Source organism: Burkholderia sp. Ac-20365 (assembly GCF_017104715.1).
Classification (GTDB): Bacteria; Pseudomonadota; Gammaproteobacteria; order Burkholderiales; family Burkholderiaceae; genus Paraburkholderia.
Genome location: NZ_JAAGPI010000002.1, coordinates 437,099 through 453,933, shown reverse-complemented (window position 1 = coordinate 453,933; position 16,835 = coordinate 437,099). Strand labels below are relative to the sequence as shown.

General features: G+C 62.3%; 13 protein-coding genes. 3 read left to right on the top strand and 10 right to left on the bottom strand.

The features are described 5' to 3' along the window. Positions 1 to 35: 35 nt before the first annotated feature. A complete protein-coding gene (locus tag G3O01_RS05390) occupies positions 36 to 1,313 on the top strand; it encodes an amino acid deaminase (protein WP_205803488.1) in 1,278 nt (425 codons plus the stop codon). A gap of 57 nt (positions 1,314 to 1,370) precedes the next feature. On the opposite strand, the gene G3O01_RS05385 is transcribed toward G3O01_RS05390, so the two are convergent. Both G3O01_RS05385 and G3O01_RS05380 read right to left on the bottom strand, forming a co-directional pair. Continuing rightward, positions 1,371 to 1,838, bottom strand: coding sequence for a MarR family winged helix-turn-helix transcriptional regulator (locus G3O01_RS05385; RefSeq protein ID WP_205803487.1), 468 nt, complete (start codon positions 1,836 to 1,838; stop codon positions 1,371 to 1,373). 35 nt (positions 1,839 to 1,873) lie between these two features. Further along, positions 1,874 to 3,469, bottom strand: coding sequence for an MDR family MFS transporter (locus tag G3O01_RS05380; protein WP_205803486.1), 1,596 nt, complete (start codon positions 3,467 to 3,469; stop codon positions 1,874 to 1,876). Between the two features lie 128 nt (positions 3,470 to 3,597). Between G3O01_RS05380 and G3O01_RS05375 the strand changes: the two genes are divergently transcribed. Beyond that, positions 3,598 to 4,440 (top strand): EcsC family protein, encoded by an 843-nt coding sequence (locus tag G3O01_RS05375; protein WP_205803485.1) that lies wholly within the window; start codon positions 3,598 to 3,600, stop codon positions 4,438 to 4,440. On the opposite strand, the gene G3O01_RS05370 is transcribed toward G3O01_RS05375, so the two are convergent. The 8 genes from G3O01_RS05370 to G3O01_RS05335 all read right to left on the bottom strand — a co-directional run bounded on the left by G3O01_RS05370 (position 4,410) and on the right by G3O01_RS05335 (position 15,710). After that, entirely contained in the window at positions 4,410 to 5,360 is a 951-nt protein-coding gene (locus tag G3O01_RS05370) for an alpha/beta hydrolase (RefSeq protein WP_205803484.1), read from the bottom strand. The two genes, G3O01_RS05375 and G3O01_RS05370, sit on opposite strands and share 31 nt — an antisense overlap. Positions 5,361 to 5,529: 169 nt before the next feature. Continuing rightward, a complete protein-coding gene (locus G3O01_RS05365) occupies positions 5,530 to 5,964 on the bottom strand; it encodes a CHRD domain-containing protein (protein WP_205803483.1) in 435 nt (144 codons plus the stop codon). Between the two features lie 163 nt (positions 5,965 to 6,127). Next, positions 6,128 to 10,591 (bottom strand): transporter substrate-binding domain-containing protein, encoded by a 4,464-nt coding sequence (locus G3O01_RS05360; RefSeq protein WP_205803482.1) that lies wholly within the window; start codon positions 10,589 to 10,591, stop codon positions 6,128 to 6,130. A 10-nt stretch (positions 10,592 to 10,601) separates the two neighbouring features. Further along, positions 10,602 to 11,348 carry an aquaporin gene (locus G3O01_RS05355; RefSeq protein WP_205803481.1) on the bottom strand — a complete coding sequence of 249 codons (747 nt, stop codon included), beginning with the start codon at positions 11,346 to 11,348 and terminating at the stop codon, positions 10,602 to 10,604. Between the two features lie 181 nt (positions 11,349 to 11,529). After that, the gene (locus tag G3O01_RS05350; protein WP_205803480.1) at positions 11,530 to 12,171 is read right to left on the bottom strand and encodes a response regulator transcription factor; all 642 of its coding nucleotides are present in this window, start codon (positions 12,169 to 12,171) and stop codon (positions 11,530 to 11,532) included. Positions 12,172 to 12,257: 86 nt separating this feature from the next. Beyond that, on the bottom strand, positions 12,258 to 12,968 hold the full coding sequence (locus G3O01_RS05345; protein WP_205803479.1) for a response regulator transcription factor: 711 nt from the start codon (positions 12,966 to 12,968) through the stop codon (positions 12,258 to 12,260). A 128-nt stretch (positions 12,969 to 13,096) separates the two neighbouring features. Beyond that, a complete protein-coding gene (locus G3O01_RS05340) occupies positions 13,097 to 13,750 on the bottom strand; it encodes a response regulator transcription factor (protein ID WP_205803478.1) in 654 nt (217 codons plus the stop codon). 655 nt (positions 13,751 to 14,405) lie between these two features. Then, positions 14,406 to 15,710, bottom strand: coding sequence for an MFS transporter (locus tag G3O01_RS05335; RefSeq protein WP_346779153.1), 1,305 nt, complete (start codon positions 15,708 to 15,710; stop codon positions 14,406 to 14,408). A 99-nt stretch (positions 15,711 to 15,809) separates the two neighbouring features. On the opposite strand from G3O01_RS05335, the gene G3O01_RS05330 reads away from it, so the two are divergent. Continuing rightward, a complete protein-coding gene (locus tag G3O01_RS05330; RefSeq protein ID WP_205803477.1) occupies positions 15,810 to 16,703 on the top strand; it encodes a LysR family transcriptional regulator in 894 nt (297 codons plus the stop codon). Positions 16,704 to 16,835: the final 132 nt, after the last annotated feature.

The following is a 16,835-nucleotide window of genomic DNA, read 5'->3' as shown; positions in this document are numbered from 1 at the left end:
CGATGCGATTTAACTGGCCGATGGAGCAGGATGACATGAAAGTTACAAACTATCAGGGGGCGACGATCGATCCTTTTAGCAAGGGCTTGGGCAATGTTCCCGGCACGAGCATCCAGCTCGCGGACGCAACGCGTCTCGAATGGAATCTGCTCGACGAGGACGTGAGCCTGCCCGCCGCCGTCCTGTACGCGGACCGGATCGAGCACAACCTGAACTGGATGCAGAAGTTCGTCACCGAGTACGGCGTGAAGCTCGCGCCGCACGGCAAGACCACGATGGCGCCGCAACTGTTCCGCCGGCAGATCGAAACGGGCGCATGGGGCATCACGCTCGCCACCGCGCATCAGGTGCGCGCCGCGTATCACGGCGGCGTATCGCGCGTGTTGATGGCGAACCAGCTGGTCGGCAAGCGCAACATGCTGATGATCGCCGAACTGCTGAGCGATCCCGACTTCGAGTTCTTCTGTCTGGTGGATTCCGTCGAAGGCGTCGAACAACTCGGCACGTTCTTCGGCTCGGTGAAGAAGCGGTTGCAGGTGCTGGTCGAGCTGGGCGTTCCCGGTGGCCGCACGGGCGTGCGCGATGACGCGCAAACGCAGGCCGTGCTCGACGCAATCGCGCGTTATCCGGATTCGCTGAAGCTCGCGGGCATCGAACTGTATGAAGGCGTGTTGAAGGAAGAACAGGAAGTACGCGACTTCCTGCGCAGCGCCGTGAAGCTCACGCTCGAACTGTCGGACAAGGGCCGCTTTGCGCGCACGCCGGCTGTGCTGTCGGGTGCGGGGTCGGCCTGGTACGACGTGGTCGCTGAAGAGTTCGCGAAGGCTTCGCGTAAGGACCGCATCGAGATCGTGCTGCGTCCGGGCTGCTATCTGACGCATGACGTCGGCATCTATCGCAAGGCGCAGACGGATATCTTCAAGCGCAATCCCGTCGCGAAGCGCATGGGCGAAGGGCTGCTGCCCGCGCTGCATTTGTGGGCGTATGTGCAATCCATTCCCGAGCCGGATCGCGCGATCATCGGCCTCGGCAAACGTGACTCAGCTTTCGATGCAGGCTACCCGGAACCCGCGAAGCACTATCGTCCGGGCACGCAAACGCCGCGCGATATCGGCAAGGATGAAGGCTGGGAAATTTTCGGCTTGATGGATCAGCACGCGTATCTGCGGATTCCTGCAGGCGCTGATCTGAAAGTCGGCGACATGATCGCTTTCGACATCTCGCATCCGTGCCTCACGTTCGACAAGTGGCGCCAGGTGCTGGTGGTCGATCCGTCGTATCGCGTGACGGAAGTGATCGAAACGTTCTTCTGATTGTTCTTCGATCGAAACGGCGCTGCGTCTCACGACACAGCGCCGTTTTTTATTTATTCAACGTCCGGCTTGCGCAGCTTCTTCGTCCGCCGCCGGCGACGCCACGTCACCGAGACGTGCTTCGAGCATCGACAATGCGCTCGACAGGCCCGCCAGCACGTCATCAGGCAATGCCGCCATCGTGTCGTGCAGAAACGCATTGCGATTGGGCAGACTCGTTTCGATTGCAGCGCGCCCTTCTACCGTCAATTTCACATTGGTGATGCGGTTATCGCGCTCGTCCATGCTGCGCGAAATCCAGCCGATCGCTTCGAGCGATTTCAACTGACGCGTCAACGCGCCCGGATCGATGCGCAGACGCTCGACCAGCTTCTTCTGCGACGATTCGCCCGCCTGATCGTACAGCGCGAGCAGAATGCGCCAGCGCGGCAACGGATGTCCGACGCGCCCTTCGAACGCCGACATGAACGCCCGATACGTGCGGCCAAACTGTTGAAGGATAGCGACGCGGTCCTGTTCTTCCATGATCTTTCTACTATTCAATAGCGCTCATACGCCTGTCAGTCGACATGAACGACAGGCTCGATCTGCTTGCGCAGCTTGACGGGCGGCACGCGCCGGCACTGCCAGATCGCGAACAGCGACACCAGCGCGCCGAGCATCAGCCCGATATGGATCGCGCCCACCAGCGACTCGCGCGCCGATTCCAGCAGCACGGCGCCATTGTGCCCTGCCTTCGCGAGTTCGCTCAAAAGCGTGTGCTGTGCGTCGCGATTCACGAGAATCTGCGGATCGCCGAGATCGGCGAACCATTGGCTCGCGTGATCGCCGTCGAGTGCGCTGCGCACGCCGCTCGCGTACATATGCGTAACGAGCGTGCCCGTCAGCGCCGTGCCGATCATGCCGCCGATCATCCGCAGCGACTGCAGCAGGGCCGTCGCGATGCCGAGATGCTCGCGGCCCGCCGTCTGCTGCGCGAATACCGTCAGATTCGGCAGCACGAAGCCAAGGCCGAGGCCGCCGAAGGTCATGAACAGCATCAGCAGCCAGGTCGGCATCGAGCGCGTGGCGACAACCACGCCGAGCGACGCCAGCGCAAACAGCGCGAAGCCGATGTACAGCATCACGTTCGGATTCGGAATGCGTGAGACGACGCGCCCGTTCGCGATACTACCAATTGTGATGAACACGACCAGCGGTGTGATCACCAGCCCTGCTTCGTTCGGCATCATGCCGAAGCCGCCCTGGAACAGCAGCGGCGCGTAGAACAGCAGCGAGAACATCGCGAAGCCGCCGAGCACGGCCAGCACGAACAGCGCGGACAGACTCTGGTTGCGGAACATGTCGATGGGAAGAATGGCTTGCGGGAAGCGCTTTTCCCAATGCCAGAGCGCGATCGCGCACGCGATACTCACGATCAGCAAGGCTACGGCCGAACCCGTCACGCCATGCTTCGGCAGCAATTCGACGAACATCTGCAGGCTGCCGAGCGACGCCGCGATCAGCAGCGCGCCGGGCCAGTCGAGCCGCATCTTGCCCTCGTGCACGACATGCCGCAGATGCGGCAGATAACGCCACACGAAGAACAGCGACAACAGCCCGACGGGCAGATTCACGTAGAACACCGAGCGCCAGCCGTAGTACTGCGTCAGAAAACCGCCGAGCGACGGTCCGACGGCATTCGCGATGCCGAACGCCGAACTCATCAGCACCTGCCAGCGCAGCCGCACGACGGAATCGGGAAAGAGATCGGGAATGCACGCGAACGCAGTGCCGACCAGCATGCCGCCGCCGATGCCCTGCAAGCCGCGCGCGATCACCAGGAACAGCATGTTGTTGGCCGCGCCGCAGAGCACGGACGCCGCCGTGAACACGATGATCGACGCAATCACGAAAGGCTTGCGTCCGTAGTAATCGCCGAGTCGCCCGAAAATCGGCACGGTGATCACCGACGTCAGCAGATACGACGTCGCGACCCACGCATACAGTTCGAAACCTTTGAGATCCGCGACGATGGTTGGCAGCGCGGTGCCAACTACCGTCTGGTCGAGGGCGACCAGCATCGAGACGAAAGAGACGCCGAGCATCGCGAGCAGCGACTCCCGGAACGGTAAAACTTGCCCACTCGAGTGATGGGCGGCGGTGTGCACGGCCATTTTTTGATGGAACAACTGTTGACGAGTCAACGATACGGAATCATAGCATGCTGAATGGTTCTAAGCTGCGTGCGTCCGAGCATGCTTTTTGCGCCGAACGCTAATAATTCTGAAGGTCAGGGAGATACATGGAACCGACTACACTCGCCGCCGCGCCGCTTTCCGCCGACGATCTCGCCGCTTTGCGCCGCGCCAAACACGAGCTGGAAAGCCCGGCGCTGGCGATGAAGCTGGCAAGCATCGTCGGCTCGCCGATGGAAAAGCTGATCTCGAAAATGCCGTCGATTGCCAGCGACAAGGTCAACGACGCGACGCAACTCGCGCTGCGCAAATGTCTGCAGATCGCGCTGCGCACGCTCGGGCGTCCGATGGGCGGCGCGCCGGTGGGCGTCAGCGACCGGCCGAGCAATCTGCTGCACAAGTTTGCAGTCGCCACGACGGGCGCCGCGGGCGGCGCGTTCGGGCTGTTCGCGCTGCCTGTAGAGCTGCCCGTTACGACGACGCTGATGTTCCGCTCGATCTGCGACATCGCGCGCAGCGAGGGCGAGGATCTGAGTTCCGTCGATACGCAGTTGCAATGTCTGACGGTACTCGGCATGGGCGGCACGTCGAAAGCCGACGATGACGCCGACTACGGCTACTTCATCATGCGCGGCGCACTCGCGCAGGCGGTGTCGAAGGCGTCATCGGAGATCGCTACGAAGGGATTCTCGACGCACGGTTCGGCGGCACTGCTGCGTTTGCTCAACACGATCGCCTCGCGGTTCTCCGTGCAGGTCAGCGAGCAGATCGCCGCGAAGTCGATTCCGGCCATCGGCGCCGTGCTCGGCGCGATGGTCAACACCGTGTTCATCGATCACTTCCAGCAGGTCGCGCACGGCCACTTCACTGTGCGGCGGCTCGAACGCCAGTACGGCACAGACGTTGTGCAGGCCGCGTATCAGACGATCGACGTTTCGCTCGAAGGTTGAACGTCGCGCGATCGATCCGTCACGCGCACGACGAAGCGCGCGGCGAGATCGAGCGCGCGGCGCGCTTCGGGAATGAACGGCGCCCACAGTTGCCACACATGCGGCATCTTGCGCCAGATATCAAAGTCGACTTCGACACCCGCCGCGCGCGCCTTGTCCGCGACGCGGCGCGAATCGTCGAGCAGGACTTCCGTGCTGCTCACCTGCATGAAGAGCGGCGGCAAGCCTTTCAGGTCCGCGTAGAGCGGCGACGCGTACGGATGCGTGGCAGGCGTATCGGCGAGATAGAGCTTCGCGGCTCGCGCGATGGACGGACCATGAAACATCGGATCGATGCCGTCGTTGGATTGCAGCGAAACGCCCGTCGCCGCGAGATCCGTCCACGGCGAGAACAGGATCGCGCCCGCCGGCAATGGCTCGCCCGCGTCGCGCAATGCGACGAGCGTCGCGAGCGCGAGGCCGCCGCCGGCCGAATCGCCCGCGATCACGATCGATTCCGGCTTTGCCCCATCCTGCATCAATTGGCGATACGCGGCCAATGCATCGTCGAGCGCGGCGGGAAAGGGGTGCTCAGGCGCAAGCCGGTAATCGAGCGAAAAGACACGCGCGCCGCTGCGCGTTGCGAGACCGAACGACGCCGCGCGATGCGTCTGCGGTGAGCAAAAGTAGTAACCGCCGCCATGCAGATAGAGGATCGTCGCCGTGTGCTTGCCGTCGATACGCGTCAGCCATTCGCCGTGCATCGGCCAGTCGTGCTCGCCGTATCGCTCGTGCAGGTCCCAACCCGACGGAATCCGCGGCGTATAGGCGCGCTTCGCCGTCATCTGGCGCGCGCGTTCGGCGCTGATCGTCGGATGCCGCGTCTGCGGATGAAACTGACGGCGCAGGAACCAGCATGCCAAGGCGCTTTGCCAACTCATCGGGACACTCTCCGTCGCGGGTTGAATCGCCATGGTACGTGGCTTTCGATGCGCGTCGATCGAAGGCATCTTCTATTGGCAGCGTGGCCGCGCCCGCGCCGTTTGAAAAGAAAAATGGCCGGAACCGCCGCTGACGGTTCCGGCCACTGTTTCCAAAGACGTGATCTGTTTAATTCGCCGGCAACACCTGGCCGCGAATTTCACCCATCGGATTCTGCGCAGTGTGCACATTGAAATACCACTGGCCTGCCATCAGGTCTGTGACCTGCTGCTCAGTCAGCGTCACAGAACCTTTGATCGGACTGGCCAACGCGTTCTTGTCGATCGGCACCTGCACCTTGGCGTTCTGTCCAACGGGCGCGGGACCATGGAAGTGCGCCATCGTCGCAGGCCCCGACAGGCTCTCGTAAGTCACCGTCCACTTCAGCGTTTTACTCGATGTGTCGAACGTCGCGTCCAGCGCGCCATGCCCGCGACTCACGCGCGGCGGCACTTCACTCGACGGCTCGAGGTCCGCCTTCAATTCCACCGTATCTGCCAGCGCGACACCCGACGCCAGCCCCCACAGGACAGCAATCATGCTCAGCTTTCGAATCGCAATCATTGTTCTCTCCGAGTCTTTGCGCGCTGGGCGACATTGGATCACGAACGTTGCGTAAGCTGACGCCGTCCCATGCGCCAGCACATACTAGTGCAATTCGAAGCACTGTGCGTGACGGGCGCGCAGCGGCGCAAAGCCATGCGAAGCGAGAGAATGAACCGGCCGGTCAGGCGAGCAAGGCGGCTTGTTCTTCGATACCGTCGAGCATCGTATTGCACACGCGAACGAGCGTGATGCCTTCGCTGCGCAACTGGTCAGCGGACGCGGCGGTCAAGCGGCGCCGGTAGTTTTCGAGTGCGCCGAGCAACGGCGGATACTGCAACACGCCAACCGCGCCAGCCACGCGATGATGCCATTGCCGCAACTCGGCGACGTCGGGTTGGTTCAGAAGCGGCGGCAACGCACGCATGTCGTCACGGACGGACGACACGAATGCGTCAAGCAACGATTTGACCGTCGATTCGCTGCCCCAGATCTGCGTCAACTGACTAAGATCGACCGGCGCGAAAGCGATACTGTCGACGCTTTCATGATGCGTCTCAGGGGCGGAAACCGCTGTTGCTTCGGCTTGCGCGATGTAACGCGCGTTGTCCGCACCGAACCAGCGGCTCAGATAGTCGCGCAGCGTAGCAAGACGCGTCGGTTTGATGAGGCAATCGTCCATGCCCGCCTCGCGGCAAGCCTTCAGATCCTCGGGCGCGGTGTTCGCGGTGATCCCCAGAATCGGCAAACGGGTATCTGTTAGTTCTTCCCTTTCTCGTACGGCGCGTGCCAGTTCGTAGCCAGACATGCGCGGCATGTGGCAGTCGGTAATCAGAAAGCCGTACGGCGTCGCATCCAATGCGTCGAGCGCTTCGGCACCGTCGTTGACGACGTCGCACGCAAAGCCGAGCAACGCGAGCTGATGGCGGATCAACTCCTGATTGACCGGGTGATCTTCAGCGACGAGCACGAGACGTCCGCACGCGATTGCCCGCTCACGATCCGGCGGTGCGATGGCCGCTTCGCCCGCGCCGGGCTGCCGTGCAGGCGTCGGAGAAAGGCCCGTCAACGCGGCGGCACAGGCAGCGCTCAAACCACGCCATGAGATCGGATTGATACTGACGCGCACCGCGTTATCGACGATCCGGTAGCCGGTCGGTTTTGGCTTTTCGGTCAAGCTGATGATCTTCGCGCCGGACTGTGCAACGGCCGCGGGAAGTTCGACGCCGTCACCAACGAAAATGAGATCGACGCCGCGCAGCGCTCGCGCATCGTGCAGTTCGGCAAACCCGGCGTCCGCACAACTCAGCTCGATGCCGAGCGCTGCGCCAAAGTGCATGAGCGCCCTCGCGACACAAGTATCCGGCGTGGCGACGATGCCGCGTTTACCGCGCAATCCGCCCGCGGTGTAATGCCGCGTCTCCAGCGGCATCAGCAAACGCAGCGTCATGCACGTGCCTTTGTGCGGTGTGCTCGACAACGACAGCGTGCCGCCCATCAACGCGACCAGCTTGCGGCAAATGGTCAGCCCAAGACCCGTGCCACCGAAACGCCGGGTAGTCGATGATTCCGCCTGCACGAACGGCTCGAACAGACTCGCCTGAACCTCAGGCGAGATGCCGATACCAGTATCGTCGACGGTGATTTCGACCGTTTGCCCGGTGTCGCACTGCTCGACCACCTTGACGTGAACATCGACCTCGCCGTTTGGCGTGAACTTGATCGCATTGCCCATCAGATTGAACAGGATCTGTCGCAATCGAACACTATCGCCACGCAGCGTTGCTGCGACTTGCGGGTCGACGTCCACGCGCACCTTCAGACCTTTCTCGTGCGCCCGCCCGGCGAGCAGGCCAACCGCTGTATCGACCAGATCGCGCAGATCGATGGGCTCGGATTCGATGGTGAGCCGCCCCGCCTCGATCTTCGAGTAGTCGAGCAGATCGTCGAGAATCTGCAGCAGCGCGCCTGCCGATTCGTGAATCATGCCGAGCATCTCGCCCTGATCGGCATCGAGCCGCGTGCGCTCGAGCACTTCGACCAGCCCGAGCACGCCATTCATCGGCGTGCGGATCTCGTGACTCATCATCGCGAGGAAGTCGTCCTTCGCGCGCGAAGCTGCTTCGGCCAGATCCCGCGCATGGGCCAGTTCGTCCGCGCGCAAACGCTCGATGTTCGCGTCGACCCAGTAGCCGCTCCAGACAGTCGTGCCGCCCGGCTCCCGGCGCGGCACCAATTCCGCGCGAACCCAGCGCTGCTCCGTGGTGCCCTCGATCCGAAACTCCAGATGCAGCGGCTTTTGCAACTCGGCAGAATCCTCCAGCGCACCCACCACCTCCGAACGGTCTTCCGAAGAAATCGTGCTGAAATCGAGACCGTTGTGCTGCATCAGGACCGTGCTGTCGTAACCCAGCAGGTGCTCGGTGTCTCCACCGACGTACGGGAAGGTGTACGTGCCATCGAGCCCCCGGCGCAGTTGAAACACCACCGCGGGCAACGAGCTGGTCACATCGACGAGACGCCGCTGCGTCTCACCAGCCAGTTTTTCAGCGCGACGGATGTCGGTGATGTCGACGAGTGTGCCGAGCACGCAAAGCGGCGCGCCGTCAGCGCCGTTGCACGCACACACGCAAAAGAGGCCGTGCCGGATATCGCCGGCCCAGTCTTCGAACTCGAGTTCGATCTGCGTAGCCGTGCCGCTATCCAGCACATCACGTGTCAAACGCTCGAGTAACTCACCGCTGCCCTTGCCCCACGCCTGGACATCCGCGCTCGTGCGGCCGATGACGGCTTCTCGCCTGAGGCCCGTCGCCTGTTCGTATGCCCGGTTCACGCCGAGATATCGCCCTTGCAGATCTTTTGCGACGAGCGGATACGGGACCATCTCCATCATCGTCTGCTGAAAGTTCAGTTGCGATTCGAGTTCGCGCTCGGTGCGCTCACGACGCCGGACTTCGCGCTGCAACAAGATATAGGCGCGCAAAGTTACCAGCAGCACGACGCCTATGCCGATCAGCACGGGCAACAGCCGCAACGCAGTCACGCTCCAACCACCTCTGGGCTGTGTGTCGCCCGTCACCCACTTCTGGCGGATACGCTGCCGCTCCAACGGAGGCATCGCCAGCAACGCGCGGTCGATCAGCCCCGCCAGCGGCGCAAGATCGCCACGGACCGCAAAGCCGACGCCGTCCGCCTCACGCACCGTACCGACAACCTTCAATACGCCAGCATATTGACGCGTCAACGCAGCATCGATTTCCGCGACGTTGCCGACCAGCGCATCGGCGCCGCCCGCGGCCAGCAGCTTCAACGCCGCGTCGAGGCTCGGCGCGACGGTCACATGCGTCGACGCGACGCCGTACAGCTGGAAAGGCACCGATCCCTTGCTGTGCAAGGACACCACTACGCGGCGCGCGGCGAAATCGCTGAGGCTGCGCGCGACGGGCTCGGCCTCGCGAGCGACGATGACGAGCGGATAGGTTTCGTAGGCGTGAGTGAAAGTAGCGTTGCGAACTTGCGGATCGTCGCGCGCTGCCGTAGCGAGCAGCGCGACGTTACCGCTGTCGAATTCGGCGAGCGTGGCGGACCAGTCCTTCGCCACCGCCCGATGAAATTTGACGCCGAGCGAGCGGCTCAAATAGTCGAGGTAGTCAGCAGCAATGCCCGAGGGCCGGCCCATCTCGTCGAGCTTGCTGAAAGGCGCCCAATCGCTGTCGAAGCCGACGGACAGCGGCGGCAGCGCTCGCAGCCACGCCTGCTCTTCGCGGCTCAGAACAAGATTCGTTGCGCCCGACGCGGGCCGTGTGTCAAAGCTGCCACCGAGCCAACGCGCCCGTATCGCCGCTTCGTCCTCCGGATGTAACGCCGCCAGTCCGCGATCCAGTTTGTCGCGCAACTCGCTTTTCGCGATGGGCACGGCGATGCGCATCTCGCTCACCTGGCCCGTTTCCTCGAACGCGATGCTCAGGCTTCGGAACTCCGGGTCGGCCAGATACTGGCGCACGGCGGGCGTGAAGCCGAAGTACACGTCGTCCTCACCGTCCTTGATCGCGCGTAGCGCGGAGAGCGTATCGGCAAAGCTATCGATACTGGCGCGAGGAAAGCGGTCGCGCAGCACATTGCCGAGCGCAAAGCCACGTTCGACGGCAACGCGCGCCTTCTGCACCTGCGTCTGCCCTGATAACGCCATCGCGTTGCTCGCGAGCGTCACGACGGAAGTCGAGCCGCGGAAGTAAGGCACTGTGAACGACAGGCAATGCTCGCGTTCCGGCGTGCGCGCGAGGCTCGTCAGCACGTCGACCTGATTTGCGCACGCTGCCGCAAGCAACTGTTCCATGTCTGGAAAAGTTTTCGTCGTGATGTCGACGTCTGGGCCGACAATTGCGCGCAGATAGTCGACGCTCAGCCCCGTCAGCCTGCCCTGCTCGAACATCTCGAACGGCGACCACCCGTTGGCAAGCACCCCGACTGTGAGTTTCGAAGGAAAAGTGGACGTCCGACCTTCATCTGCGGCTTGGGCCAGCTGCATAGCGCCAAGTTGCAGCAGCAGGAGCGAGAGACCTGCGACCAGCGCCCGTCGAATTTTGGGCAACCAGCCGCAATGCATGGAATTGGGATAGAAACGGAGCGGAGAGCGCAAAGAGTACATGGGCGCCCACTCACGCAGACTCGCCCGGCCGGTTCTCGCCGGCCGGGCTCGCGAAGACACTACGCGGATGACGGAACAGACGCGAATGCAGCAAGCCGGCGAGCACGCCGCCCGCAAGTGGAGCCGCCCAGAATAGCCACAACTGGTCGAGCGCCCAATCGCCGACGAACAGAGCCGGCCCGGTCGACCGCGCGGGATTCAACGATCCGTTGGTGATAGGCGTGGCGACGACGTAGCTCAGCATCAGCCACAAGCCGGCGACGAGCGGCCCGATCAGGTTTGCCGATCTGCCCTTGGACACCAGCATGCGCGCCAGCACGAACGCGAACGACATCGTGATCTCGACGGCCAGTGCGGAATGAAGCGGATAGTCGGAGGGAGAATGATCGCCGTACCCATTTGTGCCCAGTTCGCTGGCTGCGAGTGCGAAACCGGGGCGTCCGCTGGCGATGTACACGAGCAATGCCGCCCCCGCGACCGCGCCGAGTACCTGCGCGGCAATATAGGGCGCGAGATCGCGAACCGGAAAGCGCTGCGCGGTCACGAAACCGACGGTGACGGCAGGATTGAAGTGCGCGCCAGAAAAGCGCCCCAGCACGTAAGTCGCCGTTGCCAGCGCCAGGCCGAATGCGAGCGGCACCGCAAGAACGCTATTGCCCTGCGCCCCAGCGTTGAGCACAGCAGTGCCGCATCCAACGAACACGAGCCACGCCGTGCCAGCACTTTCGACGACCAACCGCTTTCCAAGCCCTGACATGCATCCTCCCGTAACGGCTCCGTCCAAACGAGTTTTCGTGACGGAGCTCACTTTGCGTCCGGTGTCGATTGATTTGCATGGCGAATCAATGGCGTGCCGCCGCGCCCCCACGAACCGGGAGTCCAACAAGAGATTGTTGGCGTGACGACCCAAACGGAAAATCAGATAACTCCGAAATCACTCACGCAAGACCAATCTGGCAGGCGTAGTCGATCACGTCGGCTTCCGTTTCGAGCCCGAGCTTGCGCATCGCGTTGCGCTTTTGCGTGCTGATCGTCTTCGTGCTGCGGTTTAGCTTCACGGCGATCTGGCCGATCGTCAGTCCGCTCACATACATCGTGAAGACTTTCCATTCGCCGGCGCTCATGACGCCTGCCCGCGATTGCGGTGTGCCCGCTCTCGCAATGGCGGCACGCGAGTGATCCGACAGATAGCCCTGGCCTGTCAGCGCGGCGTCGATGGCGTGAATCAGGGATGCGGTGATATCACGCTTGTCGACGACAGCCGCAATTCCGTGCTGGAGCAGCCCCATCAGAATCGACGGCCGATGGATCATCGTGAGCGCGACCACCGGCAACTGCGGCGTGTGATGCAGCAGCCGTCTCAGAAACTGGATCGCATTGCTTTCGCCGTCGATGCCCGGCATGTTGATATCCGTCACCACGACCTCACACGGCCCTGTATCGAGTAGTTCGGCGAGTTCCTGCGTGTTCGACGCCTCGCCAACCACCGTCAGATGCGTGATCTGTTCCAGCAAATGTCTGACGCCCACGCGCACGCACGCGTGATCGTCGGCGACGATGACGCGAATCTTGTCTTCCATGTTGTCGTGTTCTTGTTAATGGACCGTCAACGCACTGCGCTTTCCCCTCGAGGACGGTCATTCGCTACGTTCGAGGCTTCGCCGCGTCAACTTCTTCCGTTCGATCCGCGCATTCCGCCTGGTTGATCGTCAGGCGCCAGACCATGCTCGACGGCAAACCTGAAAAGGTCAGCGTCGCTCTGCAGCGACAGCTTGCGCATCGCGGTGCACTTCTGGGCGCTGATTGTCTTGACGCTGCGCCCGAGCCTCAATGCGATTTCGGTCACGCCGCGTCCCGTCGCGTAATGGGTCAATACCTCGAGCTCGCGGCGCGATAGAACCTGCCTGACGTAGTCGATGCGGCGCGACAAGGTCGCGTCGGCGAGCAACGTGCGAATGGCTGGACCAATATAGGTCTCGCGGGCCAACGCGGTGATGATCGCGACGTGAATCAGGTCGATGCGGTCGCGTTTGCTGACGACAGCGCCGACGCCCAACGAGATCACCTTCTGTAATGTGTCCGCTGCGACTTCCATGGTCAGCACTACAACCACGACATCAGGATGACGCTCCTTGAACTGCCGGACCATCTCGACGCCGTCGCCATATGCGCCGCCAGGCATGTAGAGATCCAGGACAACGAGCTCGCAGTTGACACGCTGCGCCTCGGCGAACAGCTCCGATGAATCCGTTGCCTTACCCACGATCTCGACATTTGGAAATCCCGTCATCAGATTCTCCATCGCGAGCAGAACGAGCGGATGGTCGTCGGCGATGATGGTGCGGGTTGGTAATGTCACGTCCTTCCTGATATTCACGCGTGGTCTCTCCCTGTGCTGTGTAGCTTGGTATTGATTCGGCGAGCCCTTAGCCGGCGAGAATCAGCCATTCAAACGCCTGCAGACATAAGACTTCTCCGAATTTGATTCGATATCTATCAAGTTGCTTAGGCTTCCTGCTCAACCCCTTGAGAAAGTCCGTACGCCCGCACATAGGCGAAAAGCCCGGGATCGTTACTCACCCCCATCTTTGCCATCGCATCGCGTTTCTGGCGACTGACCGTGCGGACGTCCCGCCCGAGGTCACGGGCGATTTCGGAAATTGACTTGCCACGTACGAACATGTCGATGACCTCCCGCTGACGCGGCGACAAGTTGCGCATGGGCGACATGCCAAGCGGCTCGCCACTCGCTTCGGCAAGCGTGCGCAGGATCGACTGGCTGACGTAGGAACGCCCCGCGCCTGCTGCGCGAATGGCTGCGGCCAGTTCGTCCATGGATTCGCTTTTGTTGAGCATGCCGATCACGCCGTCGGACATGATGGAGCGCAGAATGGCCGCGTTGGTCAGGCTGGTCAGCACGACGATGCGCACGTCGGGCCAGCCACCCCGGATGCGTCGGATCAGCCGCAAGCCGTCGTCGACGTCACCCGCCGCGCCCGGCATGGTCAGGTCTGTGACGAGCACATCGCATGAGGTCTGGCCCATTAGCCGTACCAGAGACGACGGGCCAGTCGCCTCGCCGACGATCGTGAATCCTCCGTGCGCCACGAGCGTGGCCCGGATACCGAGCAGAACAAACGGATGATCGTCTGCCAGCATGATTCGAAGGTTCAATGTCGCCGCCCCGTGGTTTGGTTTGTGTTCGTCGATGTCGAAACACCCATTTGAAAGAAAGGTCGAAACAAGCTCGATTTACAACACCGCCCGCGACATATAACGAATCGCGTTCCGACAAGCTCAATCAAAACATTCGCAGCAAAGACCGAATATCAGAGAGTTCCGAATCAGGTGTCCGATTCAAAGATGTTTCATGAGTTTCATTGCTCCATTACCAAATTTCGACGTTTTCAGTGATTTATCAATTAATCACTTTTCGCCACATCAATTCAGAAATTTCGAATGACTCGTTGGGACAAGAAGAAGCGGGCGGGGAGAACGCCTAAACACAGCGGCCCTACTACGACCATCCTCGCAAAAATGGGCGCCACTCGTTAAAGCAAAGATAAATTCGGCACACCTCAAAGGCTAACGCCCGAACAATATACTCTCAATAAAGAAACATCCTTAACAAGCGAAACTCATAAAATGAATTTCTAAAATACCTCCTACATCCAAGCACGAAAAATCGGACACACCCCGTCGAACTCCTGTTTTTCTGAATTAACGCTCACCTCAAAAAACTCCGTCGAAATAAAAAAGGCGTCCGGTTCAAGACCGAACGCCCATTGGGACACGCAACAATGTGACTACGCGATTACGCTCTGGCTCGCGACGCATAGCGCGTCGTGCGCAGAGGCTTCGGAAATACGGGTAGCGCGAGCAGCGCGCACAGGCTCGCGATCGCCCACACGGCCGGCCACGAAGTGGCCGCCAGCAGCGGCGGAATCGCGAGCGGCGTCACGAACAGCGTCATGAACGCACATGTGTTGCCCATCGCGAGCGCGGTGCCGGCGCGGCGCGTCCCCGCTAGCGTTGCGAGTTCCGTGTAGGCGACGCCGTGCCATGCGGACGCGCTCACGCCGCCGAGCACAACCATCGTCGCGATCACGAGCGTGATCACGCCATGCGCGCCACCCGTACCCGCCGCGATCAGCGCGAGCGCCGCGAACAGCAGCGCCGTCAGCACGCTGCAGGCGCGCATGTACTGACGCCGGTTGCCGCGCCGGTCCGTCCATCGCCCGCTCCAGACGCGCGCGACAGCGGCACCCGTCTGCACGGCCGCCATCGTTGCGCTGATTTCGAACACACCGGCATGGCCGAAGTCATGCAGAAAGACCGTCGCAAACGTCACGACCGCGAGTTGCGGCACGCACAGCACACCGATGCCCAGCGCAACGCGCCACACACCCACGTCGCGCAGAGGCGATGCGGACTCGGGCGCCAGTGCCGCGTGCTCATGGCCGTCCGTCGCGTTCCTGCCGGCCGACACGACGACAGGCGGCTCATGCAGCCAGCGCCAGGCGAACCACGCCGTCGCCACGCACAACGCCGCGAGCACGCCGTACACGGCCACGAAGCCGAAATGCGCGGCGAGCGACGGCAGCGCCAGCGCGCCCAGGCCGCCGCCCGCAGGCACGGCCGTCTGCCGGATGCTCATCGCGAGGCCGCGCTCGCCCTCGCGAAACCAGGCCATCACCGCGCGTCCGCTCGATCCGTTGACGCTGCCGCCAAGCAAGCCGACGCCAAGCAGTCCCAGCGCGAGCGGCACGATGCCCGGCGCGTTGTCACCATGCGGAACGACGAAAGCCGCCATCACGGCGAGCGCGGCCGCCGTCGACAGCAGGCCGAGCAGCAGCACGCGCCGGTCGCCCCAACGGTCGGTGAGCACGCCCCACGGCAGTTCGCTGACGGCGATACCGAGCCCCAGCATGCCGAGCACGAGGCCAAGCCCGCCGTTTCCGATGTGATAACCATGGCGCAGAAAGATCGCCGTGGTCGGAATGCCGGAGAACGCCGCCGAGAAACTCGCGTTCGCCGCGAAGCCGACGCCCAGCACCTTCCACCGATGATTGCCGCTCACGCCACTCGCTACGCCCGCTGCCTGAAAACCCTTTCCCACGATCGACCTCCGGATAACTCGGTTGACGGCTATCGTAGGATTGGACGATCAATCGGAAAAGCGGGAAAATATGATGCAAACCATCGGAGAATCCGAAACATGAACCAGCGTGCGTTCGACCTTTCCCAGTTACGGACCTTCGTTGCCGTCGCGGAAGCCGGCAGCGTGTCGGCGGGTGCGGAACGCGTGTTCCTGTCGCAGTCGTCGGCGAGCGAGCAGTTGAAGAAGCTCGAGGAACGCGCGGGGCAGCCGCTGTTCCTGCGCGGCAAGCTGGGCGTCACCGCGACGCCGGCGGGCGCGAAGCTGCTCGATCATGCGCGCCGCATTCTGGCCATGAGCGAAGCAGCGTTCGAAGACCTGCAAGGGCGTTCGCTCGACGGCGAATTACGTATCGCGATCACCGACTACTACCGGCCGCACGACGTCGCGCGTGTGCTGAAGATATTTTCGGAGCAGCACCCGCGGTTGCGCCTGCATGTGACCGTGCTGCCGAGCGCGGTGATCGACAGCAGCGTCGAGGACGACTCGACCTTCGACATCGGCCTGTCGCTGCGCATCGTCGCGCCCGGCGCGAAGCGTGCGACATCGAACAGACCGGATGCGGCGAGCACGGTGGTGCGTCGCGAGAAGCTGGTATGGGCGATGTCCGCCGATGTCGATCTGCGGCACGTCGCCGCGCCGTTTCATCTCGTACTGTTGCCGTCGACCTGTCAGTTGCAGCGCTTCGTGGTCCGCCTGCTCGATGAAAGCAATGTGCAGTATCTCGTGTCGCACTCGGCGTCGGGCATGGCGGGTCTGCAACTGGCGCTGAAGGCGGGACTCGGCATTTCATGTCTGAACGAATCGTCGATCGGCTCGGGCATGGTGCCGTGTCCGCCGACAACCGGCCTGCCGCAGCTACCCGCGGTCGAGTTTCACCTGCTGCCCGGACGTGCTGGCGAGAGCGCGCACGTCACGCATGCGCGCGATGCATTCATGCGTCTGCTCGCGTAAGCGTCATTGCAGTATCTGCAAAAGTACTTAGTTGACACGACAATCACTGCAAGAGGGGTTGCCCGCGTTGAAACGCGACCAATTGCCTCCTATGATGTTTGCAACGCCATCGTCATCCTGAAGCCTTACTGT